Origin of the sequence: Bacillus cereus group sp. MYBK79-1, assembly GCF_051915365.1 — a bacterium.
Lineage (GTDB): Bacteria > Bacillota > Bacilli > Bacillales > Bacillaceae_G > Bacillus_A.
On the sequence record NZ_JBQAEO010000001.1, the window covers coordinates 848,965 to 865,270 of the forward strand.

A 16,306-nucleotide genomic window follows, 5' to 3' on the forward strand; every position below is an offset into this window, starting at 1 on the left:
AGTACTTGGGAGTCCTATTCTTAATAGTGGCTGATTGACAATACCCGACTGATTTAAACTCCAATTTATTTTCTCTCTTTCGATGTTTGGAACATACTTGGCAGCGTTACAAAGCGTGCCCCTTTCGTTTTTAACTGTGGAACCATTTTGTCTAGCGCATCTACAGATCCTTGCAAATGCCCACCTGGTGTTGAATGCTGAAGTATGACACTACCAGGAAATGAATTCCCTAACACATTATTTGTGATCGTGTCAGCACTTACACCTTTCCAATCAACTGTATCAACACTCCACTGTACAATCATAAAATTTTGCTCTGTTGCCCACTTCAATTGATTTTCAAGTATTTCACCGTATGGTGGACGAATAAACTTCGGTGCATAGCCAGCTAAACGATTTAATATTTCTTCTGTTTTTATAATTTGATTACGGTACTCCGCCTCATTTACTTTCGCTAAGTTCGGATGGCTATACGTATGATTACCAATTACATGCCCTTCATTCGCAATACGCTTTACTACATTCGGAAACTTTTCTGCATTTTCACCAAGTAAGAAAAAAGTAGCTTTTACATTATGTTGTTTTAACTTATCTAAAATTTTCGGCGTAAATTCTAAATCTGGTCCATCATCAAATGTAAGAGCGACTTCCGCCTTATTGTATGGTCCTGAAAATGCATACGCATATTTTTCGACCCACGAAAATGGTGTCCACGATCCACGCTCATCTGCTCGCAGTTTTACTTCATAGTTTTGCGGGATATATGCGTTTGGCAATGAACTTATATAGTCTCCATAATAAAATGAGTTATAGGGCATATAGGCGTACGAAACATCTCGTTCTAGTCCTCCCCATTGATATGGAGCAAACATTTGTGGCGAATAAAAATAATACATGATAAAAACCTCCCTAAGGTTTCATATGTGATTCCTCTGCACTTTGTTAGAGAAATTCTTATCAATATACAAAAATAAGACTGTCCATTATTAGGACAGTCCTATTACTCAATAAAATTAATAAATTACTTTACTATCTCTGGGTAATGTTCTCACATGTTTTAAATAACTTGTCACTCTGTCATCATCACCTTGCGGGTACTGATATCCATATGTGTTAGCAATTTCGTTCGCCACTTCCCTAAATAAATTACCCATGACAAAGAATGACTCCCATATATTTTCATATTCTGTATTAGAAAAAGTCCTTTTAAATTGCTCCCACATATCTTTTTCCATATATTTCTCGAAATGCTTCCCAAACTTTCCTGCGTTAACTGTAAAGTCTGTTTTCATACCAATATGCCATTCTAGCATTACAATTAACATATCTCGTACTGGGCCACCAAGCATCCCTTTCACATAAGAAAGTTCCTCTCTCCATAAACCTTTTGCCACATTCGTACTACACCACCAAAATTCATTACAACAATCTAAAAAATCTTTTTCTGTAGGCTTTTTTATTAAGTAATCCCTATCGCTTGCTGGTAGAAATTCATTCATACAATCATCTTTATCAAGAAGCAGTTTACTTAAACTATCTTGCCCAACGAACTTATTTATCAAATTAAAAGGAACTAGCGTTAAATCAATTCGATTTCCATCCATGAACTGCATTAAATACGGAAATTTCCCGTCTTCATCTGCTGGAAGTAACGACATTTCTTCTGGCATTTGCACAATCATAATTTCTCCAAATCTATGAATCCAATTATGATTTGACGTAAAAGATTGTATATCATTTACAACATACATAATGTCATAGTCTTGAAAACAATCTTTTTTCACATTTGGATTTACACGTGATCCATTCATGATGACAGCTCGAACTCTTCCATCCTCTTTCGCTGTATTCATAATTAAGTCTAACATTTCTTTTTCAGTTCTCATCTATTCCTAACCTCCAATTTTTATATTAACTTATATTTTTATGCGTGTTGGAGGTCCACGAGCTAGCTGCGTTGCACACGATACATGTTATAATTTTTGAAATTTCTTTTTCATCTTTTTATCTCCTTTCGTCATTCTTTTACTTCCACGTTGTAGCACTTACACACGACTTATCCGCTATTAATTCTTAGAAACGAAATATTTCTTTTTAAAGTTATTTATCATTTACATTAGATTATACAGATCATTCCGTGTCATGTAAAAATAAAGAAGGGACACCCACTCCATTACAGAATAGATATCCCTTCTTTTGTTTATAAATTTATCCCTTACGGATTAGTAGACCAAAGTCCTGCTGATTTAATAAATGTACGTTTATTTAATTTCAGCTGCGCTACGATAAACTCTGCAATATCTTCTGCTTGCATTACTTTATCTGGGTTTCCATCAGTTAATCCTAAATCTACAGCCATATCCGTTGCTACTGTACTTGGAGTTAAAGCTGTTACACGAATGTTATGTTTGCGAACTTCCATCGCTAACGATTCTGTTAAGCCAAGAACACCAAATTTAGAAGCACTATATGCACTTGTTACAGGTGCACCTTTTTGTCCTGCTGTAGATGAAATATTAATAATATCACCAGATTGTTGTTCAATCATGCTTGGTAAAGCTGCACGAGTTGCATAGTATACACCCATTAAGTTTACTTGAATGATTTTTTCCCAATCAGCAACTTCTAATTCTAAAAACTTACCGAACTTAGAAATACCAGCGTTATTAATTAAAATATCGATAGATCCTAAACCATTTTTTAACGTCTCAATCGCAGTAGTCACTTCTTCGTATGAAGAAACATCAGCAGTCGCAATAACAGCTTTTACGCCTTCCGCTTCTACTTCTTTCGCTACAGCTTTTAAGTTTTCTTCTGAACGAGCTAATAGACCTACATTTACGCCCTCTTTCGCTAATGCGATCGCTACAGCGCGACCAATTCCTCTACCTGCTCCTGTAATTAAAGCATTTTTGCCTTGTAATAATTCTGCCAAGTATAACACTCCTTAATCATCTCAGTTATGTATTATATTAAAATTGTATCTATGTTTATGTAAAAAGGCAATGATGCACTTTCATGTGCGTAGGTTACTTATAGGTAACTATAGAAAGTTTTAATTTATAAGTCTCATGTTTCTACCATAATTCATGTAAAATAAAAATAAATCCAGTATAGGAGAGTGTATGCGTATGAAAAGAAAAAAATGGTTCTTGTCACTAACTGTAGTCGGACTATGTATCATATCGTTTGCGCTGTACTTTATATTTGGTAATCCACTAAACTATAAAGTAATAGAAAAAGATACTAACGATTATCTCCATACTATAAAAAGATATAAGCAAGAAGAAATACAAAGCATTACTGGAAAATATACTCCCCTTTATAATATCGGCTATTATGCAGAAGTCGTATATAAAGACGAACCCTATTTTACATACTCTTATATATACGATACTAATAAAAAAATAATACAAGACAACGGCATTTCAGGAAGACATACTGAGCTATTTGAAAACCTTAATTTAAACTGGTCATTGTTTGACGAGTTAGTAAACGGGATTCATACAAATTTGCAAGAAAAAGGTTTAAGTGAAAAGAAAGATTATTCTATACGCCACGTTCAATTCGTTGATATCGATGATGATAAAAACGGTGCAGAAGCATACGTTGACTTTAAGAAAGATAAAGAATCACATTACTCATACCGTATGAATAGCGAAGGAAGAGCTTATCAACATAGTTGCAATAACAGGAAATGTATTTTTAAAGAAAAATAGTGTTAGAAGATTTTCCTCCTAACACTATTTTTCTTTAAATTTAGGAATACAAACAATAAATTCTGTCCCATCCCCCTCTTCACTCTCGACTTTTATTTCTCCTTGATGAAGGTCGAGTACCTTTTTTACGATGGCCAAGCCTAAACCACTTCCCCCATAAGCACGATTTCGTGAAGAATCAGCTTTAAAAAACCGTTCAAATATATGTTGTTTTTGTTCTTCTGAAATACCAATTCCCGTATCACGTATACGTACTTCTACTAATTTCACTTGTTCTTTTAACTGAATTGTAATCGTGCCACCACCTGGCGTAAATTTAATACTATTATGTATTAAATTAATCCAAACTTGACTCATACTTTCTTGGTCAGCGGTAATGTGTACTTTCTCTAAATCCAGTTCTAACTCAATTTCTTTTTCAGCCCAGAGCGGTTCACTATTTAACACAATTTGCTTTAACTGTTGATCTAATCGATAAGTCACGCTTTCTGGTGTATACTCTTCCGATTCTAAAACAGTTAGTCTCAGTAAATTTTGACTTAACTTAGATAATCTCGTCGTTTCTGTTTCAATAATGGTAAGATAATGCTTTCTTTTTTCCTCGGAAAGATTATCATCTTGTAGCGCTCTAGCAAATCCTTTTATAGAAGTTAATGGTGACTGTATTTCATGTGAAACATTCGATACAAATTCCTGACGCATTTTCTCCATCGCATTTAGTTCATCTGTCATATCATTTATACTTTTTACGAGTACACCAATTTCTCCATCATACTTTTCTTCATTTCGTATTTTTACGGAGAAGTCTCCTTTTGCAATTTTTTGTATCGGTTCAATAATAGTCCAAATCATTGCCTCTCGTTTCGGTCTCATTAATATCCCAATCAATGTCCAGATAAGAACAATAAATATAAAACCGACCATATCACTAATTAGAAAGGCAACAAACGACGATACGTTTACTTCAAAAGCATTCAATATACTAGTTGCTACATAAAATGCGATAGACCAAATTATAGTGAGAAAAGAAAAAAGCGCTAATACCGCTCCCGTTACTTTCAACATCTTCAACTTACTCATTCGTTTTCTTTTCCTCATTTACTTACCTCTAAGCGATACCCTAATCCTCTTATCGTTTTAATACTAAACTTCGACTTCTCTTCTTGAAACTTCTCACGTAGCCGATTAATATGAACGTCTAGTGTACGTTCATTCCCTTCAAAATCATATCCCCATACATCTTCAATTAACTGCTCTCTCGAACATGTTCTTCCTGCTTTAGAACCTAAAGTAAAGAGCAATTCGAATTCTTTTAGCGGTAATGTAGCCGTTTGTTCTCCGGCTGTAACTTCAAATGTTTTACGATTTAACAGTACATTTCCAACTTGGATCGATTGCGATACTGTAATTTGGTAACGTTTCAGTAGTGCCTTTACTCTCACTACTAGTTCTATAGGATCAAATGGTTTTACAAGGTAATCATCGGTGCCAAGGTGAAACCCTTTTACTTTTTGAGACGTTTCTCCTTTGGCAGTTAGCATTAAAATCGGGATATCATAGTATTTTCTTAATTCAAAACATACATCAAATCCATCCATATTCGGCATCATGATATCAAGAATAACCATATCAACTTTTACTTCATCTATCTTCTGCAATGCATCTAGACCATCAATTGCCTCATATGTGTGAAAGCCTTCCCGCTCTAAAAAAACAGAAACAAGTTCTCTAATATGCGGATCATCGTCCACTATTAAAATGTTAGGTATCAAAAGAACCATTTCCTTTCTACTCAGCATCTATTTTATTAATGTTAAAAACAAATAATCAGTGAAGCAAATTCCCCACTGATTATTCATTTTATAATGCCGCCTCTTTAATTTTCAATTGTTGCGTTGCAAATTCACGATACATATCATGTGTCTGTAATAATTCATCATGTGTACCGCTTCCTGTAAGATTCCCTTTTTCTATAAAGATAATTTTATCTGCATCTACAACAGTAGAAAGTCTATGTGCAATAACTAACGTTGTTCTGCCTTTCATTAAGTTATTTAACGCTTTCTGAACGACAGACTCTGATTTACTATCTAGACTTGAAGTTGCTTCATCTAACATAAGAATTTGTGGATTTCGAAGTAACGCTCGAGCAATCGCAATTCGTTGTCTTTGCCCTCCTGAAAGCTTCACACCACGTTCTCCAACTTCTGTTGCATATCCATTCGGTAAGTCATGAATAAACGCATCAACATACGCCATCGCTGCTACTTTTTCAATTTCTTCATCTGTCACTTCACCCTCAACACCGTAGCAAATATTATCACGAATTGTCCCATCGATTAACGGACTATCTTGTGAAACGTAACCAATTTGACGTCGCCATGATTGCAATGAATAACTCGTAATTGAGTCTTTTCCTAATTTAATGGCACCGCTAGTTGGCTCGTAAAAACGTTCTAATAGTGAGAATAACGTCGTTTTCCCGCTACCACTTGGTCCTACAATCGCTGTTACTTTTCCTGATTCAATTGTGAAATCAATATCCTTTAAAACTTGCTCTTCTTCGTTATACTCGAAATGTACATTTTCAAGAACAATTGGCTGCTTAGCATTTGTGACTTTCATACCAGTTTCATGATCTTCTACTTCATATTCTAAAATTGTATTAATTCTTTCCGTTGCACCAATTGCCTTTTGGAATTGTGTAAAGAACATAGATAATTGACTCATCGGCATTATAATTTGAACTAAATATAAAATAAACGCTACTAGTTCTCCTGTTGTTAATGCACCGCTAGAAACTCGCATTCCACCATATCCTACGATAATAACAAGCAATGCCATTAAAACAAACGACATAACTGGTGAAATTAACGCTTGCACTTTTCCCTCTTTCAAACCAAATTGTAATAGCTTTTCAATACCTTTATTTCCAGTTTCATATTCCTTTTTTTCTGTGTTCGAAGATTTCACTAAACGAATTTCTGATAACACTTGTGTTAATACACTAGTAAAAGAAGCCGTTTCATCTTGAAGTGCTTTTGAAATCTTATACATTTTTCGTCCAAGTGGAACTAAGATGAGTACTGATAACGGAATAACCGTTAAAAGTAAAAGTGTCATTTTCCAATCTAAAACAAATAATACAATTAATGATCCAACAATTGAAATACCGCCTGTTAATAAATTTGACAAATGCTCAGAAATTAATGTTTTCACAACTCCTGTATCATTTGTCATACGGCTAATTGTATCGCCTGTTCTATTTTGATCATAATAAGTTACCGGTAAAATAAGCACCTTTTTCCACAAACGTTCTCTCAGTCCAGCTACAATCTTCTGTCCTATATAATTTAGTAAATATATAGACAACCCCGCGGCTATAGTTTGCATAATAAAGAATGCAATTAGCCCAACAATTTGTCCTGTACTAATTGACGAAAGTGAAAAATTATCTACTAAGCCCTTCGTTAACATCGGTATAAATAAACTTGCTCCAGTAGAAAGCAAACTCATTAATAACGCAAAGGCAAGAATCCCCTTCGGAGGATTTGTATCTTGAATAAGGCGTAAAAACTGCCTCCAGCTCCCTTTTTTCTCTATCTCATTTCTAACTTCCATTTTTGTTCATCTCCTCGTGTTCAACCAAACTGTTCTTTCTAAAAACAGAATACAATACAAATGTAAACTGAATGTAAACACACTTTTTCTATTTTTACAAAATATACATAAAAACGCATCTTTACAACAGATATAAACATCTGATATTATTACCTAGTGCTAAATATTATTCTATGTAAATTATAAATAACCAATTTACGATACTATATAAATCTCCCGTTATTGAAAGGAGTATCCTTTTTGCAAACAAATATACATTCCGAAAAGGAAACAATCATTTTTATTCATGGATTAGTTGGCAATCGTCGTGCCTTCAAAAAAGAGCATAAACGATTTTCCGCCTCTTACAACATTATTACTTATGACTTATTAGGTCACGGCGACGATAAAGGAGAAGCTATCGAATTTTCATTACAGCGCCTCGTAGATCAACTATTGAAATTATATGAAAAAGAAGGTATTCAAAAAGCACATATTTGCGCTTTAAGCTACGGCTGTTATATCTCTACAATTTTTGCACAAATGCACCCAGAAAAAGTATTAAGCATTTGTCATATTGGTGGACATTATAATAACCCATCCCTTTTATATAACGTATTTCAAAAGTTTTGGGAGAAGCGAGGAGACGATTACTCTAAATGGCTCTCTCAATACGCGAATACCATTTTTCCAAGTGGCATACTAAAGGCAAATCCGTTCGCGGTCATTTCAAGAAATATTTATTACCGTTTCGGATTACAATTACATTCATCCATTATTGCCCAATCATTAAGACATCGGTTAGAATTCGATTTAAAATCTAAATTAAAATCACTTCCCCACCCTATTCTATGGGTAATGGGTGAACATGATCATCTCTATAAATCTTGTCTTTTTGATTTAAAGTCCATTCTTCCAAACGTTTTATATAAAGAAATACCGCTTGCAGGACACGCAGCAAACTTATTTCGTCCGAACTACTTCCATGACCTATACGCTCGATTTTTAAATGGGAAATTACAGTAAAAACTACTAAATTCCCAATTTATTCAACTATAAAAAGGCTTCCCAAGTTTCCCTGGAAAGCCTTTTCTCTATACGAAAAGTATATAAACTACTTTTTCTTAGTATGCTTTTGTGTAACCTAAAATGTGCTTGCTCCAGTAAGAGTTGCTTACAGAACTAATACGTACACCAGTTGCATCAGTTTCTGCACTAATGAACTGACCATTTCCTAAGTAAACACCCATGTGAGAAGGACCTGATTTATAAGTATTTTGGAAGTATACTAAATCACCTGGTTGTGGATTGCTAGTTTTTGTTTTAGAGCTCCAGTATCCAGCAACTGTTTGACGAGCGCCTTTATGACCAGTTTGATTTAATACATAGTGAATGAATCCACTGCAGTCAAAACCAGCAGGTGTTGTACCAGCAGTTCTGTATGGTGAACCATTTAAAGATCTAGCGAATCCAGCGATTGAAGATGTATTTCCACCTGTTGTTGGTTGTTGTACGTCTTTACCTGGTTGTTGAACGTTATTTGTAACGTTATTGTTATTCGTAACGTTGTTTACTCCGCCTTTTACAAACTTAACGAAGTCTGCACTTACGTAACCTGTGCGGCCGTTATGGTTAATTTTGTACCAACCATTTTCAGCGCCAGTAACGTTTAATACTTTACCTTTTGTTACGCCACCGATTACAGCGTTGTATGTAGCTGGGCCTGTACGTACTTTTAAAGCACCAGTGTTAACAACATAAGAACCACCAGTTTGAACTGTAGTAGTATTATTGTTATTTGTAGTTGGTTGTTGTGTTTGGTTAGATACAGCAGAACCACCTTTTGTTACGAAGTCTTTGCTTACGTATCCAGTTCCACCATTGAAGTTGATTTTAAACCAATCTTGTACTTCACCTACAACTTGTACTGTTTTACCTTTATTTACAGAGCCTAATACTGTATGAGATGTACTTGGGCCTGTACGTACGTTAAGTGAAGAAACGTTTACTGTGTAAGTACCAGTTCCTTGTTGAACAGTAGTTCCTGTTTTACCACCAGTCGTTACGAAGTCACCACTTACATAACCAGTTTGACCATTTACAGTTACTTTGAACCAACCGTTTTCTTGTCCAATTACTTGTAGTACTTGACCTGATTTCACTTTAGAAATAACGTTATGTCCTGTACCAGCACCTGAACGTACATTTAATACATCAGCTGTTACCGTGTATTTTAATTCAGAAGTTGTTTCTACCTTTTTTGTTTCAGTTACAGTCGTTTGAGTTTGAGTTTGTCCATTAATTTCTTTTAGCGCCTCATTTGAAACTTGTGCCTGAGCAGAATCCATACCTGGAACTGCAACACCCACTACAGAAGCTGCTGCTAAACCTGCAATTACTTTTTTCATAAGTTGTCTTTACTTCCTTTCCCTACTATCCTCTTAAAAAAACTTATAAACTTAATACATTACAATATTATCAAAGTAAAATATTCATTAAGTTCCATTTTTTAACAAGAGATTTATTTTTCACACAGAGTTCATTTTAAATGAATGAAGTGAATTCCGTGTGAACTCCATGTGAACTTTACCATTAAACTTATTGTTTTTGCAATGCTTTTTTCAATTCTCTTATGTATTTCATTGAAAATTCGACATTTCATTCATTATCTTCATATACATTTTCTATCTAATTTGAAAAACTCTATTCATCTAATCCAATGCAAAGAATGTATTTCCTAGTAAAGTTCCTTCCATGAAGCATACTCTTATCATGACAAAAAATACTTTTTTTATCAATAGTATAATATTTTTAGAAAACTATTTTTGATACTATCTATTGCTTTTGAAAGATTTGACGATTTGTAAGATTTAACCCTAAAAATTCTGTTCTAATTTGACGAAAATACACATTCCACTACCTATTTTTCACTATCTATGGAATTTCCAGGATATTTATATTATCATATCTACAGTGGTATGTTAACCAATACAAATTTTATTTACCCTACACTGAAACCTATCGAACTTTTACAGGTCGGTACATTGAATTTTAAGATGGAAGTCTTATTGCCCGCAAATATTGGGATTAAAAAAGGAGGTATATTTATGAAAAACATAATAGATGATTCTATAAATAAAAATATAGAATTGTACTATGCTTTTTTTCAATTCGTTTCAATTATTACCTTACAAAAAATATCAACTATTGAAACACGTAAAAACGAATTAAAAGATCAGATGAAAAATTCCTATCAAAAAAATCCTTATTACCTATAAAAGGTGAACAGGTTGTATCCCTGTTCACCTTTTATAGTTCCTACATTATTTATAAATTTTCACACGGTTTTCTAAAGGTTGGTATTCTTTTTCACCTGCAGTTACCACCGGTTTACCAAACGGCATTTGCGCAGTAAGTTTCCAACTTTCTGGAACTTCCCATTCTTTTCTCACTTCTTCATCAATTAATGGATTGTAATGCTGCAATGTAGCACCAAATCCTTCGATTTCTAAAGCTGTCCAAATTGCAAATTGTAGCATTCCTGAGGATTGCTGTGACCACGTTGGGAAATTCTCTTTGTATAATGCAAAGTTTTCTTGTAGTTTTTCCACTACTTGACTGTCTTCAAAGTATAAAACCGTTCCATAACCACTTTTAAATGCATTCATTTTTTCTTCGGTAGATGCAAAGTTATTTTCAGGTACAATTTTCCGTAACGTTTCTTTCGTAATATCCCATAACTTATCATGTTGTTCTCCAAGCAAGACGACAACGCGAGCGCTCTGAGAGTTAAAAGCTGAAGGTGTATGTTTTACAGCATGATAAATCACTTCTTGAATTTTTTCATCAGAAACTACTTGCTCTTTACTAATCGCGTAAATAGATCTTCTGTCTTCAATTGCTGAGTAAAAATCTTTTGCCATCATAATTCCCTCCAATTTTCATTTGAGGCTTTTTCATATGTATACATCATATTCTGCCTCTCAAAACTTATCATTAATAAGTTTCTAACTTTATACTATCAACAAACAATAATAAACTCAAATAATAACACTCCCATTTTTCACCTTTTTACTTCCTAATATTAAAAATAAAAAGGCAATTTATTGTTACCTATAATAAGTAACAACAAATTGCCTTTCTTATATGATGATTCAACTCAATATTTCACTTAATTAACTAAGCCAAATGCATAAGACATTAGCTTATTCGTCTCTGTAAAACGCTTCGTTTTACCTTTCGTTCCCATAACAACTGTAATAATACGAGTATCACCTTGTTTTGCTGTACCCGTAAAACAATACCCTGCGCTATCTGTAAATCCTGTTTTTAATCCGTCCATTCCTTCTATATATAAAGCTTTATTATTTTTGTTTAACATATCATTTGTATTTATAACGTTAATATTATTAAATGCTAACTGACTTTGACGTAAGTGAGTCACTTCTAATATTTCTGGATAATCTTTTATGAGATGATACGCCAATTTTGCTACATCAGCAGCTGTCATCTTCGTCTCACTTCCATCAGGTTCTTGTAGTCCTGATGCATTTGCGAATTTAGCATACTCCGACATTTTGAACTGCTTTGCTTTTTCATTCATAAGCTGAACAAAATCTTTCTCTGTTTTTGCCATATGTTCTGCTAAAGCCACAGCCGAATTATTTGCCGACTCAATCATTAATGCACGGTACAAGTCTTTCACAGTTAACGTGTCATTAATTTGGACTGGGATTCTCGCACCCTCTGTTTGTGCCGCTTTCGCACTCATTTTCACCGGATCTTCCCAGCGAACTTTCCCATTATGTACATTCTCTAATAGAAGATACGCTGTCATCATCTTAGACATACTTGCTGGCGCAAAAGCTTCATTTTCATTATGTTGATAAATAACATCTCCATTACTCGCATCGATAATCATAGCTGCTTTTGCATCAACTTCCGGTGGTATGTACTTTGGTGGGACTACTTTTTCAGCTAATCCTGTTTTATGTAGTTCTGCCACCTGCAGAGTTTGTCCCTCTACATTTGTTGTACTCTTTTGAGTTCCTTGGAATAAGAACCAACCTATCCCTAAAATAATGATTACTAGGATTGTCAGCCTTCCCCATTTTAACCGCTTCATTTCAAAACTCCTTTAGCAAAGCTTTTATACACTCACGTTTAACCATAACAATAATTACTTTATATCGTCAAGGCAAAAAAGCATATTTATTCATCTAATACGTTTATGTTACAATAATACCGAAATATAAGAATATTCAATGATAAGTTATTAGAAATTCATAATTTATATAGAAAGGATTCTTACAATGCTACTTCCAAAACCCTTAAAATACGGAGACACAATCGGCATTTATTCGCCCTCTTCACCAGCAACCTATACTTCTCCAAAAAGATTTGAACGAGCAAAATCTTACTTACAACAGAAAGGATTTCACATATTAGAAGGTTCACTAACAGGTCGATACGATTATTATCGCTCTGGCAGTATACAAGAGCGTGCTGAGGAACTGAATGCTTTAATAAGAAATCCTAATATAGCTTGTATTATGTCAACAATTGGCGGTATGAATTCTAATTCATTATTACCTTATATTGATTACGACGCTTTTCAAAATAACCCTAAAATAATGATTGGTTATTCAGATGCAACAGCTTTATTATTAGGGATTTATGCAAAAACAGGAATCCCTACATTTTACGGTCCCACACTCATTCCCTCCTTTGGAGAGTTTGAGCCTTTTGTAGATTATACATACAAATATTTTGCAGAAGCATTACTACATAATCAAGCACTTCCTTACAACATAAAACAACCTTTATTTTGGTCAGATGAATTTATTAATTGGGAAGAAAAGACGAAAGAAAAAGAACGTAGACCAAATAATTGGATTTCCGTAACAAATGGACAAGCTACCGGGCGGATTATTGGCGGAAACTTAAATACAATAGAAGGAATTTGGGGTAGTCCTTATATGCCATGTATTCAAGATGGTGATATTTTATTTATTGAGGATAGTTCAAAAGATGCAGCTACTATTGAAAGAAGCTTTTCATTACTTAAGGTTAACGGCGTATTTGATAAAGTTTCAGGTATTATTCTTGGAAAACATGAACAATTTGATGATTGTGGTACAAGTCGTAGACCTTACGAAATATTATTAGAAGTACTGCAAAATCAAAGAATCCCTTTTCTAGCTGACTTTGATTGTTGTCATACCCATCCGATGATCACTATGCCTATAGGTGTTCAAGTGAACATGGATGCAACTAATAAAACAGTACATATTTTAGAAAAATGGAAGATATAAAAAATGCCTATATTATAGGAAGAAAGTATCATAAATTGTTTCATTAGAAAACATAAAAAAGCTCCGTTATCACAACCGGAGCTTTTTATTATTGCCCTAAATTTTGAACCTTGTCTTTCAAATCACGAACTTGATCTATCGTCTGCATAAGTTCAGAGTTTTTAAACTCCTCTACATTCACTTTCCCTTCTTCTATCTTTGTCATCGCCGTATCAATTAATGTATTTAGCTTTTCATTATATCCAACGATTTGCTGATGAAGATCCTTTGCTACATCAGGTGGCGTTAATTCATTGAATGCGGGTATATCTTGTTTAATTTCACTAAGCTTCGTTTCTAATTCTTTTCGAGCTTCGCTATCATTAACGGCTTTTTCAGCTAATGCTGGTGCATCATTTGCAAATGCACTTATTTCATTCACATAGTCTGTCGCTTTTTGAGCATAATCTATAGAGTTCTTCCCTTCCTCTACTACTGAGCATCCCATTAAAGCAATTGAAACTATAAATACTAATAAAATTGATTTGATTTTCATTTTAGACTCCCTTCTTCTTTATACAAATTAGTAAGCTCCACTTCATAAATTCTCGCTAAATTACCTATAACCTTTTTCTAATTACTATTTATCCTCTTACATGCCCTATTATCGTTACAACATCTATTTCTATATGTACGCTAATAATATCTTCAATTATATCGATATACCCTTGTCCTATAGCTGCTCCATAGTGTAATGTAAGCCCCTTCTTTTCATACACTGACTTTGGCACTGAAAAAATAAATCTCCTCAAGTTTCTTTCATCAGCAGGCTCCATAATTAAAACAATTCCATCCTCATCAAACATATACGCTCGCCCTCCAACTTTACATTCACTATGGCTCAGTATTGCCTTGGTCAGCAAAATTTAAAACAAAGTAAGTTGAGATAACACTCTGCTGTATCATAAAAATAAAAAACATTAATTCTTTTTTGTTAAGAATTGATGCTTTTCAAAAAATCAATTTCTAACTCTAGCATCTTTTTTTGACGAGGTTTTATTTTTCTTGCGGGAACTCCAGCATAAATATACCAATCGTCTAAACTCTCCTTTACCATACTCATCGCGCCAACTGCTGTGCCTTCTCCTACCGTTACATTTGGAAAAATAGTAGAAGCAGCACCAATAATCGTATGTTTTTTAAAAATAACTTTTTCCGTTTTCACATTCCTATATTGATTCGGGACGGTTGGCCCCATTAATGTATTTCCACTGAAATCATCTAGTACTGCATACACGATTGTTTTAGCTGAGATATTTGCAAAGTCATGCATTTCAATCCCAACTTCCCCTCCATATAGCGCTGTATACGCTGATATATGCGAATAATTTCGAATTGTGATTTTACCACTTAAAATACAAAAATCATCAATTCTTACATTATTACCCAAAGAAATAACACCTGGATTATATATACTTGCTTTCTTACTAATCAATACATTGTTCCCAACAGATAAAAATCCAATTTTCTTTAGCTCTTCTTGACTATAAAAACTATTCATCTGCCAATACCACCTTCTGCCCTAAACAGATTACAATTTGTTCTACTATTTCTTTCGTCATTCCTTCCCATAAAGGTAAACTTACTATTCTTTTGGCTATTTTATTCGTTTTTATTAAATCTGTAGACTTATAGTTTCTAAAAAGAACTTGTTGGTGGCAAGATGGTGAAAAGTATAATCTAGCTTCTATTTTCTGTTTTTTCAGTTCTTCTATTACTTGTATGTTGCAAACTTCTTCTGGACAAAGAATAGGCATAAATTGTTGAATAACTGCTTCTGTCTTTTGGACTTGCCATCCTTTTTTCATTAACCCATTACTTTGTAACAATTGTCTATACCATTCAGAAATACAGGTGCGTTCTTTTAATTTTTGACCCCATTTTTTCATAGTTGCAATCCCAATAGCTGCTGCATATTCAGACATTTTGCAATTAAACCCCATCATCGTACATTCACGATTTTTATCAAATCCGAAATTCCCCATTCTTTTAATACGTTTTATATCTTCTTCGTTTTTACTATATATGAGCCCACCCTCACCGATTCCGAAAGGCTTTGTTGCATGAAAGCTATATACGATCATCCCACTAAAATCCTGACCGTAATGCATACTTCTATTTATTAATCCAAATCCTGGTGCCGCATCTACAACAACCGGAATTCCCTTATTCTCTAATTCTTCATATTCTTCTAAGTTCATCCATGATCCAAAAGTTGCGTACGGGACAACAATTGCAACCTCTTCTTTTAATTCTTCAATCTTATCCAAAAGTAGTGTTTTATCCATATACCAATCATCTATTGAAATATCAATAAAATAAGGTTCCAATCCACACCAAATAGCTGCTAATGGAGTGGCAGGGAATGTAAAACTAGGCATAAGGGCATACTTTCCTTTTCTTCTTTTCTTAAGTTGAATAGCTGCCATTAACCCTGACGTTGCGTTTGCTACTGTTGTAACAGCTCCCCTGTTCTGAAAAAATTCCGACATAATTGTTTCTTCAAAACGTTGATTTATAGGTCCATAATTCGTATATATATGAGATGTATCAATTTCTCTCAATTCGTCCAAATACTCAATTACAGGTACAGTTGAAGCACGTAAAAAAGGAATATTCTCCATATCTATCTAT

General features: G+C 34.0%; 17 protein-coding genes. 4 read left to right on the top strand and 13 right to left on the bottom strand.

Annotation, left to right across the window (positions count from 1 at the left end):
* Positions 1 to 65: 65 nt before the first annotated feature.
* The 3 genes from ACTFOB_RS04400 to ACTFOB_RS04410 form a co-directional block, all read right to left on the bottom strand.
* A complete protein-coding gene (locus tag ACTFOB_RS04400; protein ID WP_440024702.1) occupies positions 66 to 896 on the bottom strand; it encodes a peptidoglycan-N-acetylglucosamine deacetylase in 831 nt (276 codons plus the stop codon).
* A gap of 117 nt (positions 897 to 1,013) precedes the next feature.
* Complete coding sequence (locus ACTFOB_RS04405; protein WP_440024703.1) at positions 1,014 to 1,886, bottom strand: aminoglycoside 6-adenylyltransferase; 873 nt, start codon at positions 1,884 to 1,886, stop codon at positions 1,014 to 1,016.
* Positions 1,887 to 2,215: 329 nt separating this feature from the next.
* On the bottom strand, positions 2,216 to 2,935 hold the full coding sequence (locus ACTFOB_RS04410) for a 3-ketoacyl-ACP reductase (protein ID WP_002012353.1): 720 nt from the start codon (positions 2,933 to 2,935) through the stop codon (positions 2,216 to 2,218).
* A gap of 190 nt (positions 2,936 to 3,125) precedes the next feature.
* Between ACTFOB_RS04410 and ACTFOB_RS04415 the strand changes: the two genes are divergently transcribed.
* Complete coding sequence (locus tag ACTFOB_RS04415; RefSeq protein ID WP_440024704.1) at positions 3,126 to 3,719, top strand: DUF3139 domain-containing protein; 594 nt, start codon at positions 3,126 to 3,128, stop codon at positions 3,717 to 3,719.
* 24 nt (positions 3,720 to 3,743) lie between these two features.
* Here the strand turns inward: ACTFOB_RS04415 and hitS are convergent, their stop codons facing one another.
* The 3 genes from hitS to ACTFOB_RS04430 all read right to left on the bottom strand — a co-directional run bounded on the left by hitS (position 3,744) and on the right by ACTFOB_RS04430 (position 7,340).
* Positions 3,744 to 4,817 (bottom strand): envelope stress sensor histidine kinase HitS, encoded by a 1,074-nt coding sequence (hitS, locus tag ACTFOB_RS04420; RefSeq protein WP_440024705.1) that lies wholly within the window; start codon positions 4,815 to 4,817, stop codon positions 3,744 to 3,746.
* Positions 4,814 to 5,491 carry an envelope stress response regulator transcription factor HitR gene (gene hitR / locus ACTFOB_RS04425; protein WP_440024706.1) on the bottom strand — a complete coding sequence of 226 codons (678 nt, stop codon included), beginning with the start codon at positions 5,489 to 5,491 and terminating at the stop codon, positions 4,814 to 4,816. Before hitR ends, hitS begins: the two co-directional genes overlap by 4 nt.
* A gap of 88 nt (positions 5,492 to 5,579) precedes the next feature.
* The gene (locus ACTFOB_RS04430; RefSeq protein WP_440024707.1) at positions 5,580 to 7,340 is read right to left on the bottom strand and encodes an ABC transporter ATP-binding protein; all 1,761 of its coding nucleotides are present in this window, start codon (positions 7,338 to 7,340) and stop codon (positions 5,580 to 5,582) included.
* 240 nt (positions 7,341 to 7,580) lie between these two features.
* Between ACTFOB_RS04430 and ACTFOB_RS04435 the strand changes: the two genes are divergently transcribed.
* On the top strand, positions 7,581 to 8,345 hold the full coding sequence (locus tag ACTFOB_RS04435; RefSeq protein WP_087959529.1) for an alpha/beta fold hydrolase: 765 nt from the start codon (positions 7,581 to 7,583) through the stop codon (positions 8,343 to 8,345).
* Between the two features lie 98 nt (positions 8,346 to 8,443).
* On the opposite strand, the gene entFM is transcribed toward ACTFOB_RS04435, so the two are convergent.
* Positions 8,444 to 9,727, bottom strand: a complete 1,284-nt coding sequence (gene entFM / locus ACTFOB_RS04440) for an enterotoxin EntFM (protein ID WP_440024708.1) — start codon at positions 9,725 to 9,727, stop codon at positions 8,444 to 8,446.
* Positions 9,728 to 10,426: 699 nt separating this feature from the next.
* On the opposite strand from entFM, the gene ACTFOB_RS04445 reads away from it, so the two are divergent.
* A complete protein-coding gene (locus tag ACTFOB_RS04445; RefSeq protein WP_440024805.1) occupies positions 10,427 to 10,597 on the top strand; it encodes a DNA mismatch repair protein MutT in 171 nt (56 codons plus the stop codon).
* 45 nt (positions 10,598 to 10,642) lie between these two features.
* Here ACTFOB_RS04445 and ACTFOB_RS04450 read toward each other — a convergent pair whose 3' ends face one another.
* Together ACTFOB_RS04450 and ACTFOB_RS04455 are read right to left on the bottom strand one after the other, a co-directional pair.
* Positions 10,643 to 11,245: a nitroreductase family protein gene (locus ACTFOB_RS04450; RefSeq protein WP_440024710.1), complete on the bottom strand. Its 603-nt coding sequence runs from the start codon at positions 11,243 to 11,245 to the stop codon at positions 10,643 to 10,645.
* 245 nt (positions 11,246 to 11,490) lie between these two features.
* Positions 11,491 to 12,444 (bottom strand): D-alanyl-D-alanine carboxypeptidase family protein, encoded by a 954-nt coding sequence (locus tag ACTFOB_RS04455; protein ID WP_440024711.1) that lies wholly within the window; start codon positions 12,442 to 12,444, stop codon positions 11,491 to 11,493.
* 187 nt (positions 12,445 to 12,631) lie between these two features.
* Between ACTFOB_RS04455 and ACTFOB_RS04460 the strand changes: the two genes are divergently transcribed.
* A complete protein-coding gene (locus ACTFOB_RS04460) occupies positions 12,632 to 13,633 on the top strand; it encodes a S66 family peptidase (protein ID WP_440024712.1) in 1,002 nt (333 codons plus the stop codon).
* A gap of 88 nt (positions 13,634 to 13,721) precedes the next feature.
* On the opposite strand, the gene ACTFOB_RS04465 is transcribed toward ACTFOB_RS04460, so the two are convergent.
* The 4 genes from ACTFOB_RS04465 to ACTFOB_RS04480 all read right to left on the bottom strand — a co-directional run bounded on the left by ACTFOB_RS04465 (position 13,722) and on the right by ACTFOB_RS04480 (position 16,296).
* A complete protein-coding gene (locus ACTFOB_RS04465; RefSeq protein ID WP_151630778.1) occupies positions 13,722 to 14,168 on the bottom strand; it encodes a DUF6376 family protein in 447 nt (148 codons plus the stop codon).
* A gap of 88 nt (positions 14,169 to 14,256) precedes the next feature.
* Positions 14,257 to 14,478: a hypothetical protein gene (locus ACTFOB_RS04470; RefSeq protein ID WP_151630779.1), complete on the bottom strand. Its 222-nt coding sequence runs from the start codon at positions 14,476 to 14,478 to the stop codon at positions 14,257 to 14,259.
* A gap of 128 nt (positions 14,479 to 14,606) precedes the next feature.
* Positions 14,607 to 15,173: an acyltransferase gene (locus ACTFOB_RS04475; RefSeq protein WP_440024714.1), complete on the bottom strand. Its 567-nt coding sequence runs from the start codon at positions 15,171 to 15,173 to the stop codon at positions 14,607 to 14,609.
* Entirely contained in the window at positions 15,166 to 16,296 is a 1,131-nt protein-coding gene (locus ACTFOB_RS04480) for an aminotransferase class I/II-fold pyridoxal phosphate-dependent enzyme (protein ID WP_440024716.1), read from the bottom strand. The genes ACTFOB_RS04475 and ACTFOB_RS04480 overlap by 8 nt, the downstream gene beginning before the upstream one ends.
* Positions 16,297 to 16,306 lie beyond the last annotated feature (10 nt).

What these genes read in the sequence shown, in the direction of transcription:
- ACTFOB_RS04400 (WP_440024702.1), bottom strand. Translation starts at nt 896, where the DNA reads ATGTATTATTTTTATTCGCCACAAATGTTTGCTCCATATCAATGGGGA.
- ACTFOB_RS04405 (WP_440024703.1), bottom strand. Translation starts at nt 1,886, where the DNA reads ATGAGAACTGAAAAAGAAATGTTAGACTTAATTATGAATACAGCGAAA.
- ACTFOB_RS04415 (WP_440024704.1), top strand. Translation starts at nt 3,126, where the DNA reads ATGCGTATGAAAAGAAAAAAATGGTTCTTGTCACTAACTGTAGTCGGA.
- hitS (WP_440024705.1), bottom strand. Translation starts at nt 4,817, where the DNA reads ATGAGGAAAAGAAAACGAATGAGTAAGTTGAAGATGTTGAAAGTAACG.
- ACTFOB_RS04430 (WP_440024707.1), bottom strand. Translation starts at nt 7,340, where the DNA reads ATGGAAGTTAGAAATGAGATAGAGAAAAAAGGGAGCTGGAGGCAGTTT.
- entFM (WP_440024708.1), bottom strand. Translation starts at nt 9,727, where the DNA reads ATGAAAAAAGTAATTGCAGGTTTAGCAGCAGCTTCTGTAGTGGGTGTT.
- ACTFOB_RS04445 (WP_440024805.1), top strand. Translation starts at nt 10,427, where the DNA reads ATGAAAAACATAATAGATGATTCTATAAATAAAAATATAGAATTGTAC.
- ACTFOB_RS04450 (WP_440024710.1), bottom strand. Translation starts at nt 11,245, where the DNA reads ATGATGGCAAAAGATTTTTACTCAGCAATTGAAGACAGAAGATCTATT.
- ACTFOB_RS04455 (WP_440024711.1), bottom strand. Translation starts at nt 12,444, where the DNA reads ATGAAGCGGTTAAAATGGGGAAGGCTGACAATCCTAGTAATCATTATT.
- ACTFOB_RS04460 (WP_440024712.1), top strand. Translation starts at nt 12,632, where the DNA reads ATGCTACTTCCAAAACCCTTAAAATACGGAGACACAATCGGCATTTAT.
- ACTFOB_RS04465 (WP_151630778.1), bottom strand. Translation starts at nt 14,168, where the DNA reads ATGAAAATCAAATCAATTTTATTAGTATTTATAGTTTCAATTGCTTTA.
- ACTFOB_RS04470 (WP_151630779.1), bottom strand. Translation starts at nt 14,478, where the DNA reads ATGTTTGATGAGGATGGAATTGTTTTAATTATGGAGCCTGCTGATGAA.
- ACTFOB_RS04475 (WP_440024714.1), bottom strand. Translation starts at nt 15,173, where the DNA reads ATGAATAGTTTTTATAGTCAAGAAGAGCTAAAGAAAATTGGATTTTTA.
- ACTFOB_RS04480 (WP_440024716.1), bottom strand. Translation starts at nt 16,296, where the DNA reads ATGGAGAATATTCCTTTTTTACGTGCTTCAACTGTACCTGTAATTGAG.